Raw genomic sequence first — 15,964 nt, 5'->3', positions numbered from 1 at the left:
GCTCATCGAGCTATTCCCCGCCGTTTGACTGGTCCTGCGTCATGACGAGCGTTCCGTCCTCGAGGATCTCGCCCGTCCACGCGGGCGGGACGACGGTCGTACTCTCGGCTTGCTCGAGGACCGCGGGCCCCTCGACCGGCGCGCCCGGCTCGAGTCGGTCTCTTTCGTAGACCGCGGTTTCCCGCGTTCCGTGGTCCGGGAAGTGTGCGTCCCGCGTTCCGATCCGAGCGTCGCTCTCGCCGTCGTGGCGGACGAGCGGGTCGGGGCCGTCGACGGTCGCGCTCGCGCGCAGGTTGACGACCTCGATAGCCTCGTCCATCGCGTAGCCGTAGGCCTGTTCGTGCGCTTCGTGGAACCGCTCGGCGACCGCGGACGGGTCGAACTGCTCCCCTGCAGAGACGGACAGTTCGAAGCTTTGCCCGGCGTACCGGCAGTCGGCGGTTCGTTCGATCCGAGCCACGTCGGGATCGGAGGCGTCGGCCAGCACGTCCGAAACGAGTCCGTCGTAGACGTCCTCGAGGCGGGACGGATCGGCGGTCTCGAGATCGACGCCGACCGTCCTTACGGCGTCGTAGCTCTCGTCGGCCGCGAGCAGGCCGAACGCCGAGAGAACCCCGCCGGGACGGGGGACGACGACGCGGTCGACCTCGAGGCTCTCGGCGAGTGATGCGGCGTGCATCGGCCCCGCGCCGCCGAAGGCGACGAGCGCGAACTCCCGCGGGTCGTGGCCGCGCTCGACGGTGACCGAGCGGATCGTCCGGGTCATCGTCGCGTTGGCGACGCGGTAGACGCCGCGAGCCGCCTCGAGCGCGTTCTCGAGTCCGGCTTCGTCCGCGAGCCGTTCCAGGGCGTCGTGGGCGGCCTCGACGTCGAGCGTGAACTCCCCGCCGAGAGCAGTTTCGGGGCCGATGTAGCCGAGGACGACGTTCGCGTCGGTCACCGTCGGTTCGGTTCCCCCGCGGCCGTAGCAAGCCGGTCCGGGTTGGGCCCCCGAAGATCGGGGACCAACTCGAAGCGCACTGCCCGCGTCGACCCAGGCGATCGAACCGCCGCCGGCTCCGACGGTGTTCACGTCGACCATCGGCGTTCGGATCGGGAGCCCGTCGATTTCGGAGTTGGTCGTCCGTTCCGCTTCGCCGTCGCGGACGAGGCTAACGTCGCTCGAGGTGCCGCCCATGTCGAAGGTGACGAGCCCCGAAACCGCGTCGTCGTCCACCGTGGCGGCGGCACCGACCACGCCTGCGGCTGGTCCCGAAAGCGTCGTCGTGACGGCCTGCTCGCGGACCGTTTCGGGGTCCGCGATGCCGCCGTTTGCTTGCATGATCCGCGGCGCGGGGATGCCCGCCTCGGTCGCCTCCTCGACCAGCCGGCCGACGTAGCTGTCGATCGCCGGGCGAACGTAGGCGTCGACGGCCGTCGTCGAGGTTCGCTCGAACTCTCGGAACTCGGCGAGGACTTCGTGAGAAGCCGACACCGGCACCTCGAGTTCCTCGCGGAGCACGTCGGCGACGACTCGCTCGTTCTCGGGGTCGGCGTAGGCGTGAAGCAGACAGATCGCCACGCTCTCGACATCGCACTCTCGCAGGGTCGCTGCGAGTTCCCGAACGTCCTCCTCGTCGACCGCTCGTTCGACGCCTTCGGGCGTCGTTCGCTCGTCGAGCTCGTACCGCCGACGGCGCGGAACGAGCGACTCGGGCTTCTCGGCCTCGAGATCGTACAGGTCGGGTCGGTCCTGCCTGCCGATCTCGAGGACGTCCCGGAAGCCCTCGGTCGTGACCAGCGCGGTCTTGGCTCCGCCGCGCTCGAGGAGGGCGTTGACCGAGACGGTCATCGCGTGGGCGAACTCGTCGATCTCGCTCGGCTCGATGCCAGCGCGGTCGCAGGCCTTCTCGATTCCCTCGAGGACGCCCACGCTCTGGTCGTCCGTGGTGGGTACTTTCGCGGTAACGAGTCGATCCTCGACCGAGAGCGCCACGTCGGTGAACGTGCCACCCACGTCGACGCCGACTCGAGTGTCGGTCGCGTTCGAATGGTAGTTCCGGCTCGAGGATGCTGATTCATCGGTTGCTCGGTGCGATTCAACTGCGTCCGTCATGTCTGATTCGTTCATGTGAGATCTGGATAGATAGTGATGGTGCTCCGATTAGAGGACGAGAAGATCGTACAACGTCTGCAGACCGATTCCAACTACGACGAGCGTGACGAGGCCGCCGAGAACGTTCTGGAGCGTGCTGTTCGTCTGTTCTCCGAGCAACGACTCGTTGTTCATCGCGTAGATTAAGAATACTGCGAGGATCGGCAAGAGCAGACCGTTCGCGACCTGTGCGAAGACGATAACTTCTACGGGGCTATAATCGAGTGCCGAAAAGACGATACCGACGCTGAGGATCGACACCCAAATGGCGCGGAATCGCGTGGACGTGAGATCTCGCTCCCACCCCAGCGCACCGGCGGTAGCGTAGGCACCCGCCAGCGGCGCACTCATCGCACTCGTAAAGCCTGCAGCGAACAAGCCGATCGCGAAGAACGTCAACGCGTACCCGCCGAAGACCGGCTCGAGCTGGTCGGCCATTTCACCGACATCGTCGATGGCCGTCCCCTCCGGAAACACCGCCGCTGCGGTCACGACGATCGAGGTTGTGATGATTCCGCCGAGGACGACCATCGCGATCGTATCCGTCCGACACTCCGCGAGGTCGCTCGCTCCGTCCCAACGCTCTTGGACGGTACTCGCGTGGAGGAACAGGTTGTAGCCGACGACGGTCGTCCCGACGAGTCCGGCGATCAGGTACGCTGACCCTTCCGGAACGGTCGGCACGAGCCCGCCGGAGAGCGCGCCGAGATCCGGTCGAACCATAATCGCGTTAGCGACGAATGCGAGCCCCATGACGGTGACGAGCCCGATGAACACCCGTTCGATCAATTTGTAGTTCCCGGTCCAGAGCAAGGCGCCCGCGACGAGACCGATCATCGGTCCCCAAATGTTCTCGCTAACGCCGGTCATAGTACTCAACCCCGCCGCACCGCCGACGATGTTGCCGGTCTGGAACGCCGCCGTCCCGATTCCGATCGCGGCGACGACCAACCCGACGGTGAGCGTCTTGACGAAGGGGTTCGAAAACTCGTTCCGGAGCGCTTCGCCGAGTCCCTCTCGAGAGACTAGACCGAGCCGCGCGCTCATCTCTTGGAGAACCATCGTCGCGATAATCGAGAACGCTATTGTCCACAACAGGAGGTAGGCGTACTCGGCGCCGATTACACTTGCAGTCGTTACGGTACCTGGACCGACGAACGCCGCTGCGACGAGCGCTCCCGGACCGATTGCCTTGAGCCGATCGATGAAACCCATGTACGAGATACACTCACATCCCTCTCTGTAATCTACAAAAGGATTGTTGAGAAGTGGTCATACGGACGCATTTCTTCGATAGTATTTGAGAGATTAGTATGAAGTTTTGTGAACTCGTATGAACGCGTATGATGGACGGTATCGACTTGTCGACCCGAATCGGCTCGACTCGGCTTCGCCTCACAAGGTTCGTCGGCCGAGATCAGCTCTCGTCGTCGTCCGCCGTCGATCGTTCCGTGATGAGCACCTTCGAGAGTCCCTGATCGATTTCGATATCGACCGGCATGTCGATCGTACTGCGTTCGATGAATCGCGTCATGAACCACCGGATCGACTCGGAGGCGAAGACGATCTGGTAGACGCCCTCGCCCTGGGTTCGAACGGCCAGAAATCCGCAGAACGACAGCCACTCGAGGAGTTCCTCCACACTGTCGAATCGCTCTGCATACTCGCGAGCGTGGTAGTCCGAGACGCGGTCGGCGGCCTCGACGAACGCCGGATCCGGGTCGCCGTCCTCGTAGAGGTGTTCGAGAAAGCAGTGCAGGAAGTCGACGTCGAGCAGGATGTGTTCGCCTGAAGAAAGCATCTGATAGTACTGCTCTAAGTTGTCGCTGGGGCGACCGCTCGCGGCCTCGAAGTTCGCCGCGTAGAACGCGAGCGCTCGTCGAACCACCTCGCTCTGGCCGTTGTCCGTCTGGGACATGAGCGTCTCGAGCGCCGTCTCCGCGTCGTCGTCGAGAGAAACCGTCATCCGGCGAGTCATAGGTCCGCAGAGGCATGCCAGACGGATAACTGTCCGCAACCGCACTCGAGTTCCGGCGTCGACCCCCTCACATTTCGTGAATCGACGCATCCCGTCTCGAGAACGTACTCCTCATCTCGAGCCACCTCGCGCACGCGAGCGCACATCGCACGCATACCCGCGTAGTCCTGCGGTTTTGGGCAAATTTCGTCGAAAGGGTTATCCCAATCTCGGTCGTACCGAGCGATCATGCTCGAGAAGTTCCTTATGGGGGGTGAGCGGCCGTGGAGCTGATAATTACGGAGAAGGACAACGCTGCGCGGCGAATCGCCGAAATCCTGAGCGGCGGGTCGATGGACTCGAGTCGCAAGAACGGAGTGAACGTTTACGAGTGGGGCGGCAAGCGCTGCGTCGGCCTCTCCGGCCACGTCGTCGGGGTTGATTTTCCGCCGGAGTACTCCGATTGGCGAGACGTCGAACCCAAGGAGTTGATCGACGCGAGCGTCGAAAAGACCGCGACGAAAGAGAACATCGTCGCGACGCTTCGGATCCTCGCGCGCAAAGCCGAACGGGCGACGATCGCGACTGACTACGACCGCGAGGGCGAACTCATCGGCAAGGAAGCCTACGAGATCGTCGAGGAAGCGAACGACGACATCCCGATTCGCCGGGTTCGGTTCTCCTCGATCACCGAAAACGAGGTTCAGTCGGCGTTCGACGAACCCGACGAACTCGACTTCGACCTCGCCGCGGCCGGGGAGGCTCGCCAGATCATCGATCTGATCTGGGGGGCGTCGCTCACACGATTCCTCTCGCTTTCGTCGGGCCAACTGGGCAACGACTTCATCTCGGTCGGGCGAGTGCAGTCGCCGACGCTCAAACTGATGGTCGACCGCGAGCGCGAAATCGAGGCCTTCGATCCCGAATCCTACTGGGAACTGGTCGCCGACCTGGCGAAAACTGACAGCGACGACGGTGCCGAGGCCGACGGCGAGAGCGGCGAGGACCCGACCGCGCCGTTCGAAGCTCAGTACTTCTATCGCGACGAAGACGACAACGAAGCCGAACGCGTCTGGGACGAGTCGACCGCAGAGGGAGTCTACGAGACGCTCTCGAGCGCTGACTCGGCCACGGTCGTCGACGTCAACGGTCGAAGCCGGACGGATTCGCCGCCGGCACCGTTCAACACGACCCAATTCATTCGCGCAGCGAGCGCAATCGGCTACTCCGCGAAGCGGGCGATGTCCATCGCGGAGGACCTCTACACGGCCGGTTACATTACCTATCCCCGAACCGACAACACGGTCTACCCGGACGATCTCGAGCCCGACGCCTTGCTCGACGAGTTCGTCGGTCACCCGACGCTCGGCGAGAGCGCGGAATCCCTGCTCGAGGGAGACGAAGAAATCGTCCCGACCGAAGGTGACGAGGAGACGACCGACCACCCGCCGATTCATCCGACGGGAGAGATTCCGTCCCGCGGCGGCGACGTGAGCGACGACGAGTGGGAAGTGTTCGAACTCGTCGTTCGGCGCTTCTACGCGACCGTCGCCGAGCCCGCGGAGTGGGAACACCTCAAGGTCGTCGCGGAGGTCGACGACGAGGAACGACTCAAGGCAAACGGCAAGCGACTCGTCGAACCCGGCTACCACGACGTCTACCCGTACTTCAACACCTCCGAGAACTTCGTTCCCGCCGTCGACGTGGGCGGGGAACTCTCGCTTTCCGAGGCCGAACTCGAGGCCAAAGAAACCCAGCCGCCGCGTCGATACGGCCAATCGCGGCTCATCGAGACGATGGAGGATCTGGGTATCGGAACGAAGTCGACCCGTCACGAGACGATCGAGAAGCTCTACGATCGGGGCTACATCGAGAGCGATCCGCCGCGGCCGACGCGGCTCGCGATGGCCGTCGTCGGGGCCGCGGAAGACTACGCCGACCGCGTCGTCAGCGAAGGGATGACGGCCCAACTCGAGGCCGACATGGACGCGATTGCAAACGGCGAAGCCACGCTCGAGGAGGTCACCAACGAATCTCGAGAGATGTTAGCGGATATCTTCGCGAGTCTCGCGGACTCTCGCGAGGAGATCGGCGACCAGCTTCGCAAGTCGCTCAAAGACGACAAGCGCCTCGGTCCGTGTCCCGAATGCGGCGAGGACCTGCTCGTTCGGCGCTCGCGCCACGGCTCCTATTTCGTCGGCTGCGACGGCTATCCCGACTGTGAGAACACACTGCCACTCCCCTCGACGGGTAAGCCGCTTATCCTCGAGAATGAGTGCGAGGACCACGGCCTCAACGAGGTCAAGATGCTCGCCGGTCGACAGACGTTCGTCCACGGCTGTGCGCTCTGTAAGGCCGAAGAGGCCGGCGAAGGGCCGACGTTGGGGGCGTGTCCGGACTGCGGAGAGGACAGCGCGACTCCAGAGGAGTCGCGAGAAGGCGGTGAAACCGCCGAAGCGGGCGGCGAACTCGCCGTCAAAACCCTCCAGAGCGGCTCGAGACTCGTCGGCTGTACCCGATACCCCGACTGCGAGTATTCGCTCCCACTCCCTCGCCGAGGCGAAATCGAGGTCACCGACGAACGCTGCGAGGAACACGACCTTCCGGAACTGCTCGTTCACAACGGCGACGAACCGTGGGAGCTCGGCTGTCCGATCTGTAACTACCGCGAGTTCCAGGCTCGAGAAGCCGACAGCGGATCGGACCTCGAGGCGCTCGAGGGGATCGGTGCGAAGACCGTCGAAAAGCTGGCGAACGCGGGAATCGAGGACGTGTCGGACCTCTCCGATGCCGACCCGGATGCCGTCGCCGAAAGCGTCGACGGCGTGAGCTCGGATCGGGTTCGGACGTGGCAGGCGAAGGCCTGATAGGGTGGATTCTCAGTCATCTCCGGCCAGTCGCCACCCGTTCTGGCGACTAACGGGTAAACAGTCACAACCGACCCTATGACCCCATCAGGCGGTCGCCGTTGAAACTGTAACTCCGGTTTTGGTTCCGCGTTACCGTTCACTTATCGAGTTCCGTCTCGTCGTGACTGACGGCGATGTTGCGCGACGGGGATTTTTCATTGGAGGCGTCGGCGTCTTCGACGGCGGATCGAATCGCGCGGAGTTCCGCGAGGATCTCCTCGAGAACCTCCTCGTCGGGCCGTTCGTCCGCTCCCTGCTCGTCCGAGCGGTAGCGACTGATCATCGCCTGCACCTGTTTCGGGGCTCGAACGGAGCCAAAGCGCATCTCGACGCCAGCTCCGCCCGCGGTACTGATCCCGACGTGGCCGTACCCCATGACGTTCCCGACCGCCGTCTGGGTGTAGGAGCTGTTTTGCACCTTTTCGAAATCGACCCGTTTGACGTCCCTCGAGAAGACGCCGCGTTTCTTGTAGAGCGCACTCGAGGTGACGACATAATCGGTTCGACTGACGCGCAGAACCGCCCAGAGAACGACCGGGAGCGTCACGATCGACAGGACCGCCATCGCGACGAGCCCGGCGGATACCGAGAACGGGAACAACGCCAGCGTACTCAGCGGTAGTAACAGGATTGTCACAACCGGCGTGATCGTGCGCCAATCCGGTCCGCCGATCCAGCGGACTGACTCGCCGTCCTCGAGCGACAGCCACTCGAGATCCGTCGTCGAGCCGGGTGAATCAGCGGGCTCCGAGTTGATTACGATTCCATCGGATTCGTCTGATTTGGGAGGTGTCATCGTGTGCGTTCAATCTCGCTGCTGCTATGGTGTCCATTCGGCCCGTCGTCGTGTACGTTTCGTCTCGCGATTTGCTAGATCGGAACGGCTAGGACAATCCGCTCCGATCGTTCAGGGAGCCTGTTCGCGCTTTTTCGAAAGGACCGTTCGCTCGAACGAGCAGACCAGATCGTCGTTCTGATTGAAGACTTCGACGTGCATCGTGACGACGCCGCGGTCGCCGTCGGACGTTTCTCGCTTCTCGGTTACCGTCGATTGGACGTGGATCGTATCGCCGTGAAAGACGGGTTCGGGATGCTCCACGTCGTCGTAGGAGAGGTTCGCCACGATCGTTCCGTCGGTCGTTTCCGGGATGGAGATTCCGACGGCGAGCGACATCGTATACAGCCCGTTGACCACCCGCTGGCCGAACTGAGTGTCCTCGGCGAATTCGGAATCGAGGTGTAGCGGCTGCTGGTTCATCGTCATATCACAGAAGCGCTGATTGTCGCTCTCGGAGATCGTCCGCCGGCGCTCGTGCTCGATGGTCTCGCCGATCTCGAACTCCTCGTAGTACAGCCCGCTCATACCACAGGAGTTGCGGGTCGGCGTGAAAAATTCACGTGGTAAAACCTCCTCCAGTTGCAAAAGCTCGACACGGTGGCCTCGGTTGAGACAACTGCAAGTCGTTCTCGAGGGCCGCGAGAGTGGCAATGTGGCGCTGTCGAAGGGGGAAAACTCTGGAACGACGGCTGGTCGCCTTCTTTCGAGAGGCCTAACCCCTTCTCTGTATCGACGACGAACGCCGAGTCGTCAGTCATGGCCGGACCGTCGGAGGGACCCCACAGTTCGTGCTGTCAGAACGCCTCTCCCACCGTGGTGTAGACGGATACCGTCTGCTTTTAGCCCTACTGAAATACACGGACCATCGGTGTCATCTATCGGTATAATTTCAAAAGACTTTCACGAGAGTCGAAGCGTTTTGCCGTATGGTCTCCCTCGATAGACGACAGTTGCTCGGCGCAGTCGGTGCCGGTTCCGCGGGGTTGGCGGCTGGCGGCTACTGGTTCCTCCGCGACGACGGTCCCGACTGTCCCGAGTATCTCGAGCCCGCTCAGGAGTATACTGGCTCAGCTGAACTAAGTTGGTCACGGCCGGTGGCGGATGACGAGGCGGTATTCATCGGCGGTGGTGCCGGTATTTCTCGGTCGAGTTCCGAGACGGATATGTTTCGCCTGATTGCGATCGATTCGATGGGCGGGCTGAAGTGGGTGGCCAGACGGGAACTCTCCGGCGGAATCGGTGCTCCGCGGCCAGCCGAAAAACATGTGTTCGCTTCGACCGGAGGGAATACCCTGTTTGCGCTCGAGCGCTCGACCGGCAATCTGCAGTGGGAGTTCGACGCCGGTAACGACGAGGACGGTAATATGGGAACGGAAGTGCTCGTTCACGACGATATCGTCATTGCGGCGGTGAACCAACCCGACCACAACGATCTCGAGGCCGACCATCTCGTCGTCGGCGTTTCGGCGGACGGCGGTTCGCTCCGGTGGACAATCGAACTGGCGGACGAACTTTCGCGGGGGCTGGCGCTGATCGAAGAAACGGTCGTTGCGGCGACCCGCGACGGAAGAGTGGTCGGTATCGGCCCGGAGACGGGCGACCAACTGTGGGAGACCACATTAGAGGAGGGTCTCGGCTGGTACGACAGGCCGGTCTCGTTCGCGGACGACCTCTGGATTCCTCGTGACGATGGCGTCGTCGTCGGACTGGAACTCGAGTCGGGGACAATCGAAGAGAGACTCGACGGCGGGCGCGTCGCGGACGGCAAGGAAAACGTCGACGACGGATTTTATCAGGTGGTGGAAGTGATTGACGACGCGCTGATCGTGAGCGGACCGGACGGAACGCTAACCGCGTACGATGGCGACCGCTCCGAAAGCTGGCGTCACGACGGAACTGCGAGGGCGGCAGGACTGATCCGGTCGGACAGCCGGGTCGCCGTTCTCGACCAACGCGGCGTTTATTACGAACTCGACAGAGCGACCGGAGAGCTCTATCGTGAGTTTAGCTTGATCGATGTCACTCAAGCGGACGGATGCGGCGCGACACCGTCACATGAACAATTCAGAGGGCTGGTTTCTACGTCGCTGTCGATCGTGATCAGTGGACAACGGTTCGGAACGAAACGGTATCGCGTACCTTCTTCGGAGTGAGAGACGCCTCTCCGGAGTGAAGGGAAACAGCGCTTCGTGCCGAACTGAGCCCGGCGGTTAGTCTCGAGATGATTGCCTATTATTCGACTAATCCGCCGTCTTCTTCACTCCCGTGCTGGACCCAGATCGTCTTCGTGTTGACGAACTCCCGGATTCCGTCTCGAGCGAGTTCGCGCCCGTAGCCGGACTCCTTCACGCCGCCGAACGGTAATCTGGGATCCGATTTGACGAGTTCGTTTACGAACGCCAGTCCCGACTCGAACCGTCTCGCGACGCGTTCGCCTCGAGTCTCGTCTTCGGTCCAGACGCTCGCGCCGAGCCCGAAGCGCGTGTCGTTGGCTTTCTCGATGGCCGCCTCCTCGTCGGGAACCCGAAACACGGTCGCGACGGGTCCGAACAGTTCTTCGTGATCGGCGGGCGAGCCCTCGGGAACGTCCGAAAGCACGGTCGGCGGATAGAACGCACCCTCTCGGTCCATCGGTTCGCCGCCGATGTGTAGCTCCGCGCCCTGATCGACGGTCTCCTGAACCTGTTCGTCGAGGGTCTCCATGAGGTCCTCGCGCGCCTGCGGACCGATATCGGTCTCCTCGTCCATCGGATCGCCGACGACTCGTCCGTCCATCTGCTCGACGAACTGCTCGAGAAATTCGTCGTAGACATCGTCGACGACGACGAACCGTTTCGCCGCGATACAGGACTGGCCGGAGTTGATGAGTCGAGACTGGGTCCCTTTCTCGACCGCGAGCTCGAGGTCCGCATCGTCGAGGACGACGAACGGATCGCTGCCGCCGAGTTCGAGGACGCTCTTTTTCAGTTGACTCCCGGCGGTTTCGGCGACCGACCGGCCCGCTCCGCTCGAGCCGGTGATCGTGACCGCGTCGATTCGGTCGTCTTCGATGACATCGTCGATTTCGTCGGAGCCGATCAGCAGCGAACTGAACGCACCCTCGGGACAGCCGGCTTCTCGAAAGACCTCTTCGATGGCTCGAGCGCAGCCGGGGACGTTCGAGGCGTGTTTGAGGACGCCGACGTTCCCGGCGGCGAGGTTCGGAACGGCGAAGCGAAACGCCTGCCAGAACGGGAAGTTCCAGGGCATGATCGCGAGCACCGTCCCGAGGGGCTCGTAGCTGATCAGCGTTCGAGCGTCCGCGTCGCTCGCGACTCGCTCGTCCTGCAGGTGCTCGGCGGCGTGTTCGGCGTAGTAGTCACAGAGCCAGGCACATTTCTCGACCTCGGCTCGGCTCTGGGCGATCGGTTTGCCCATTTCGTTCGTCATCAGTTCCGCGTATTTCGTCTCGTTGTCGCGCAACTGCTCGCCGGCGCTCGCGAGCATCCGTTGTCGCTCTTCGATCGGAACGTCGCGCCACTCCGCGAACACCTCCTCGGCCCGCTCGAGGGCTTCGTCTCGCTCCGCGGTCGATTCTCCCTCGTACGTCTCAAGCGTCTCGCCGGTGGTGGGGTTCGTGCTTTCGATAGACATGCAAGAGGACACGCCGAGTAGTGCCATAGTTCGCCGGGCGGAATTCGCCGGTAGTGCGACGAGGAGTATCGTCCACCGTTGGCTTCCGACCCATACTTTCAATCCGTCCACTCACACACAGTTCGTATGGTTCGTCGAAGCGTACTCTTCACGCCGGGAGATCGACCCGAGATGCTCCGAACGGCGCCGGATTCCGGTGCGGATGTAATCGTGTTCGACCTCGAGGATGCGGTTTCACCGGATCGGAAACAACAGGCCCGACAGAACGTCGGAGACGTTCTCACCGATTCCCAGTTCGAGCCGGACTGTGAGGTCTGTGTCAGGGTCAACGCCGAGTCAGAGGTGATCGACGCCGATCTCGAGGCGCTGTTCGATGCCGGGTTCGGTGCCGACAACGAGTCGCTGACGCTTGACAGTCTCATGCTTCCCAAGACGAGTTCGGCGACGGACGTTCGGTCCGTCGTGGATCGACTCGAGGAGCGCGCGACGGCACTCCCAATATTTGCGCTTATCGAGAGCGCTGCGGGCGTTCTCGCCGCGGCGGAGATCGCAAGCGTACCCCAAACGACGGCGCTCGTCTTCGGTGCCGAAGACCTCTCGGCTGACATCGGCGCAACGCGAACGGCCGAGGGAACCGAGGTCCTGTACGCTCGAGAGCGGGTCGTCCTCGCCGCAGCGGCGAACGATGTCGATGCCATCGACACCGTCTTTATCGACTTCGGAGACGAGTCCGGCTTGCGAGTGGAGACTGAATTCGCGATCCAGTTGGGCTACGACGGAAAGCTCGCAATCCACCCCGCCCAGATTGACCCAATAAACGAGTCGTTCGTCCCTGATCAGGCGGATGTCGAGTGGGCACGTGACGTTCTTGCGGCCGAACGCGAGGCCGACGATGCCGGTCGCGGTGTGTTCGAGGTCGACGGCGAAATGATCGACGCGCCGCTGATCGCACGGGCGAATCGAATCCTCGAGCGAGCCGGCGCTAGAGACTTCGAAAACTGACCATTTATCAAATATACAATGATGTAGGCATTAAGGGAGGATCTCGTAACTCATCCCCATGATAGATATTCGCTACGCTTATCCCGTACTCGGAAAAATAGCTACGCATGTCGGAGCAAACGAACCCATTCGAAAGTTTGCAATCTCAGATCGACGAGGCTAGCTCTCACGTCGATGTCGATAACGACGTCCTTGAGCGCCTCAAACACCCGGAACGTGTTCTCGAGACGAACCTCTCCGTCGAACTCGATGACGGATCGCTCGAACGATTCAAAGCGTTTCGGTCCCAGTTCAACGGTGACCGCGGTCCCTACAAAGGCGGCATTCGATACCACCCGGGAGTTTCTCGTGACGAGGTAAAGGCACTTTCCGGCTGGATGGTGTACAAATGTGCAACCGTGGGGATTCCCTATGGAGGCGGAAAAGGCGGAATCGTCATCGACCCCGACGAGTACTCCGCCGACGAAATCGAACGACTCACGCGGGCGTTCGCCAAGGAACTCCGTCCGCTGATCGGCGTTGATCGCGACATTCCCGCACCCGACGTGAACACGGGTCAGCGGGAGATGAACTGGATCAAAGACACCTATGAAACCCTCGAGAATACCACCGAACCGGGCGTCATCACCGGGAAAGCGCCCGATTCCGGGGGAAGCGAGGGGCGCGTCGAAGCGACCGGTCGATCGACCGTTCTCGCCGCGCGCGAAGCGTTCGACTATCTCGACAAAGACCTCGAGGGGGCGACGGTCGCCGTGCAGGGCTACGGTAACGCCGGCTGGATCGCCGCGAAACTGATCCACGAGATGGGTGCAACCGTGGTCGCCGCGAGCGACTCGAGCGGCGGCGTCTACAATTCCGACGGTATCGATCCGGTCGCCACGAAAGAACACAAACACGAAACGGGGAGCATCAGCGGCTACGACGGCGCGGACGAGGAAATTACGAACGAAGATGTCCTCACGCTCGACGTCGACCTCCTGATCCCCGCGGCGCTCGAGAACGCGATCGACGGCGACCTCGCCGAATCGGTTCAAGCCGACGTCATCTCGGAAGCCGCAAACGGGCCGCTCACGCCCGAAGCCGACGAGATACTCGCCGAGGAAGACGTGTTGATTATCCCGGACATCCTCGCGAACGCGGGCGGGGTTACCGTCTCGTACTTCGAGTGGGTGCAGAACCGACAGCGGTTCCACTGGACGGAAGAACGGGTCAACGAGGAACTCGAGGCGATCATCGTCGACGCGTTTGCGGACCTCGTCGACACCTACGAAGCGAACGATCTCGATTCCTTCCGGACGGCGGCGTACGTGGTCGCAGTCCAGCGCGTTGCCGACGCGTTCGAAGAGGCAGGGACGTTCCCCTAACCGATTTCTTCACTCGACGGCTCATCCATCTCGTTCGACGTTCACGTTCGTTGTCTGACCGCTCTTTCTCGATACTCGATAGCTTTTTCTCGTCAGGTGCGAATCACCCTACAACGCCCGAATGATCCGAAATCGGCTGGCGGTGTACCGCGACCGGGTTCGCCGCGAGCTCACATCGGCGTTTGCCGAGGATCATACGCCACACGAAGTGGCACTGAGTTTTGCGATCGGATTGTTCGTCACATCGATGCCGACGGGCGGTCTCGGTGTCGGGTTGTTAATCGCAGTCGCGTACTGGCGGTCGTGGGCGAGCAAGACGGCGATGTTCGCGGCGGTCGTCTGTATGAACCCGCTCGTGAAACCGGCGGTGTACGTCGCGAGCTTCCAACTTGGAAGCGCTCTCCTCGGGTCGGAACAGCTCGTCTTCGTCGACCACGAGACGATCGATACGATATTCGCCGTCATCCAGTTCCTGCTCGTCGGGAACTTCCTCATCGCAGTGGCGCTTTCGGCGCTCAGCTATCTGGTGGTGGTACACCTGACTCGTTCGTATCGCCGAAGGGAAGACGAGTCGCTCCCCTCGTCGCCGCTTTCGATCGCGCTCTCGTTGTTCGATCGGCGAAAATAAGCCGTCTTCGGAGTCTCGAGCGTTCAGTTTTGGGAACCCCACTCAGAAAAGCGAATAAGCGACGAGCGACGTCCCGAGGACAGCGAACACGACTCCGACTCCCCTGGTAGCCCGGAGTCGGTCGTCGTCATCGATCGTTTCGCTCCTCGCGGGAGCCGCGCCGCGTTCTCGCTGTGCCTCGAGAATTGCAGGAGCGTACCGGATACCCGCGATTCCGAGTCCGACCAAGAACAACCCGGCGACGAGGATGAGCACCATCGATACAGCGTGATATCGACTGGAACGGCTTAAAGGCCGAGTTCTCTGCCGATAACGAGGTGCTGGATTTCGCTGGTCCCTTCACCGATTTCCATGAGTTTCGCGTCGCGATAGAACCGCTGTGGGGCGAAGTCAGTGGTGTAACCGTAACCGCCCAGAACCTGCACCGAATCTTCGGCGACTTTTCGAGCGGCTTCGCTCGCGTCGAGTTTCGCGAGCGCGGAGGCTTTCGTGACGGGTTCGCCGCGATCGTACTTCCTGGCGGCTTTGTGGGTCAGCAACCGCGCGCGCTCGGTCTTACGATACATATCGACGACCTTGTCGCGAACGGCGTCGAACTTCGAAATCGGCTGCCCGAACTGTTCGCGTTCTGTACTGTAACGTTTCGCGTGCTCGTAGGCCCCCTGGGCCAAGCCTGTCGAGAGCGCGGCGATGGAGATACGACCGCCGTCGAGGGTCTTTTTGGTCTGTTCCCACCCCTCACCTTCCTCCCCGAGCAGTCGATCCGCGGGGAGACGCACGTCGTCCAGCGCAATTTCGCAGGTCGGCGAGGCGTTGAGCCCCATCTTCTCCCAGGTCGTCGTTACTTCGAAGCCGTCGTCTTCGCTCGGATCGACGATGAACGTCGAGATGCCGTCGTAGCCGGCGTCCGAATCGGTTACGGCCTTGACGAGGATCGAACCCGCGACTGACGCGTTGGTGATGAACTGCTTGGTCCCGTCGAGCACCCACTCCGAGCCGTCCTTTCTGGCCGTCGTGTTCATATCGGAGGCGTCCGAGCCGCTCTCGGGTTCGGTCAACGCCCAGCCGCCGAGATACTCGCCCTCGGCGAGCGGCCGAAGCCACCGTTCTTTCTGGTCCTCGGTACCGAACAACTCGAGGGGTTTCGACGCGAGCGACGTGTGCGCGACGTAGGACAGTCCTACCGAACCGGAAACCCGACCGATCTCTTCGGCGACGAGGGCGTACATCAGCGTATCGCCGCCGAGTCCGCCGTACTCCTCGTCGATGGGAACGCCCATGATATCGAGATCCGCGAGCGTGTCGAAAATCTCCTCGGGGAACCGGTGTTCGTCCTCGATCTCCTGAGCAATCGGCTCGATTTCGTCCGTACAGACGTCCCTGACGGTTTTTCGAATCATCCGATGCTCGTCGGACAGATCGGCTTCCATACGCAATACTTGCCACCTCGAGCAATAAACGCACCGACGACTCGAGTGATGTTCGTCGCTCGGAACCGG

13 protein-coding genes are annotated in these 15,964 nt (G+C 62.1%); 5 read left to right on the top strand and 8 right to left on the bottom strand.

Annotated features, from left to right (window positions below; all coding sequences use genetic code 11):
* Positions 1-10: 10 nt before the first annotated feature.
* The 3 genes from ACZ5C7_RS14130 to ACZ5C7_RS14120 form a co-directional block, all read right to left on the bottom strand.
* Positions 11-2,095 (bottom strand): hydantoinase/oxoprolinase family protein, encoded by a 2,085-nt coding sequence (locus tag ACZ5C7_RS14130; protein ID WP_464376933.1) that lies wholly within the window; start codon positions 2,093-2,095, stop codon positions 11-13.
* Positions 2,096-2,143: 48 nt separating this feature from the next.
* A complete protein-coding gene (locus ACZ5C7_RS14125; protein ID WP_464376932.1) occupies positions 2,144-3,349 on the bottom strand; it encodes an Nramp family divalent metal transporter in 1,206 nt (401 codons plus the stop codon).
* 202 nt (positions 3,350-3,551) lie between these two features.
* Complete coding sequence (locus tag ACZ5C7_RS14120; RefSeq protein WP_464376931.1) at positions 3,552-4,112, bottom strand: CopG family transcriptional regulator; 561 nt, start codon at positions 4,110-4,112, stop codon at positions 3,552-3,554.
* A gap of 263 nt (positions 4,113-4,375) precedes the next feature.
* Between ACZ5C7_RS14120 and ACZ5C7_RS14115 the strand changes: the two genes are divergently transcribed.
* The gene (locus tag ACZ5C7_RS14115; protein ID WP_464376930.1) at positions 4,376-6,958 is read left to right on the top strand and encodes a DNA topoisomerase I; all 2,583 of its coding nucleotides are present in this window, start codon (positions 4,376-4,378) and stop codon (positions 6,956-6,958) included.
* 139 nt (positions 6,959-7,097) lie between these two features.
* Here the strand turns inward: ACZ5C7_RS14115 and ACZ5C7_RS14110 are convergent, their stop codons facing one another.
* On the bottom strand, positions 7,098-7,796 hold the full coding sequence (locus ACZ5C7_RS14110; RefSeq protein WP_464376929.1) for a PH domain-containing protein: 699 nt from the start codon (positions 7,794-7,796) through the stop codon (positions 7,098-7,100).
* Between the two features lie 111 nt (positions 7,797-7,907).
* Positions 7,908-8,363, bottom strand: a complete 456-nt coding sequence (locus ACZ5C7_RS14105) for a MaoC family dehydratase (RefSeq protein ID WP_464376928.1) — start codon at positions 8,361-8,363, stop codon at positions 7,908-7,910.
* Positions 8,364-8,764: 401 nt separating this feature from the next.
* Here ACZ5C7_RS14105 and ACZ5C7_RS14100 point away from each other — a divergent pair, with 401 nt between their 5' ends.
* Positions 8,765-9,991 carry an outer membrane protein assembly factor BamB family protein gene (locus ACZ5C7_RS14100; RefSeq protein ID WP_464376927.1) on the top strand — a complete coding sequence of 409 codons (1,227 nt, stop codon included), beginning with the start codon at positions 8,765-8,767 and terminating at the stop codon, positions 9,989-9,991.
* Between the two features lie 79 nt (positions 9,992-10,070).
* On the opposite strand, the gene ACZ5C7_RS14095 is transcribed toward ACZ5C7_RS14100, so the two are convergent.
* Entirely contained in the window at positions 10,071-11,471 is a 1,401-nt protein-coding gene (locus ACZ5C7_RS14095; protein ID WP_464376926.1) for an NAD-dependent succinate-semialdehyde dehydrogenase, read from the bottom strand.
* A gap of 126 nt (positions 11,472-11,597) precedes the next feature.
* Here ACZ5C7_RS14095 and ACZ5C7_RS14090 point away from each other — a divergent pair, with 126 nt between their 5' ends.
* The 3 genes from ACZ5C7_RS14090 to ACZ5C7_RS14080 all read left to right on the top strand — a co-directional run bounded on the left by ACZ5C7_RS14090 (position 11,598) and on the right by ACZ5C7_RS14080 (position 14,465).
* Complete coding sequence (locus ACZ5C7_RS14090; RefSeq protein ID WP_464376925.1) at positions 11,598-12,473, top strand: HpcH/HpaI aldolase/citrate lyase family protein; 876 nt, start codon at positions 11,598-11,600, stop codon at positions 12,471-12,473.
* Positions 12,474-12,580: 107 nt separating this feature from the next.
* The gene (locus ACZ5C7_RS14085) at positions 12,581-13,837 is read left to right on the top strand and encodes a Glu/Leu/Phe/Val family dehydrogenase (RefSeq protein WP_464376924.1); all 1,257 of its coding nucleotides are present in this window, start codon (positions 12,581-12,583) and stop codon (positions 13,835-13,837) included.
* 121 nt (positions 13,838-13,958) lie between these two features.
* Positions 13,959-14,465, top strand: coding sequence for a DUF2062 domain-containing protein (locus tag ACZ5C7_RS14080; RefSeq protein WP_464376923.1), 507 nt, complete (start codon positions 13,959-13,961; stop codon positions 14,463-14,465).
* A gap of 42 nt (positions 14,466-14,507) precedes the next feature.
* Here the strand turns inward: ACZ5C7_RS14080 and ACZ5C7_RS14075 are convergent, their stop codons facing one another.
* Both ACZ5C7_RS14075 and ACZ5C7_RS14070 read right to left on the bottom strand, forming a co-directional pair.
* A complete protein-coding gene (locus ACZ5C7_RS14075) occupies positions 14,508-14,723 on the bottom strand; it encodes a hypothetical protein (protein WP_464376922.1) in 216 nt (71 codons plus the stop codon).
* 29 nt (positions 14,724-14,752) lie between these two features.
* On the bottom strand, positions 14,753-15,895 hold the full coding sequence (locus tag ACZ5C7_RS14070; protein ID WP_464376921.1) for an acyl-CoA dehydrogenase family protein: 1,143 nt from the start codon (positions 15,893-15,895) through the stop codon (positions 14,753-14,755).
* Between the last annotated feature and the right edge of the window lie 69 nt (positions 15,896-15,964).

The organism is Halostagnicola alkaliphila (assembly GCF_055379965.1).
This window is presented reverse-complemented; position numbering and strand designations above follow the sequence as displayed.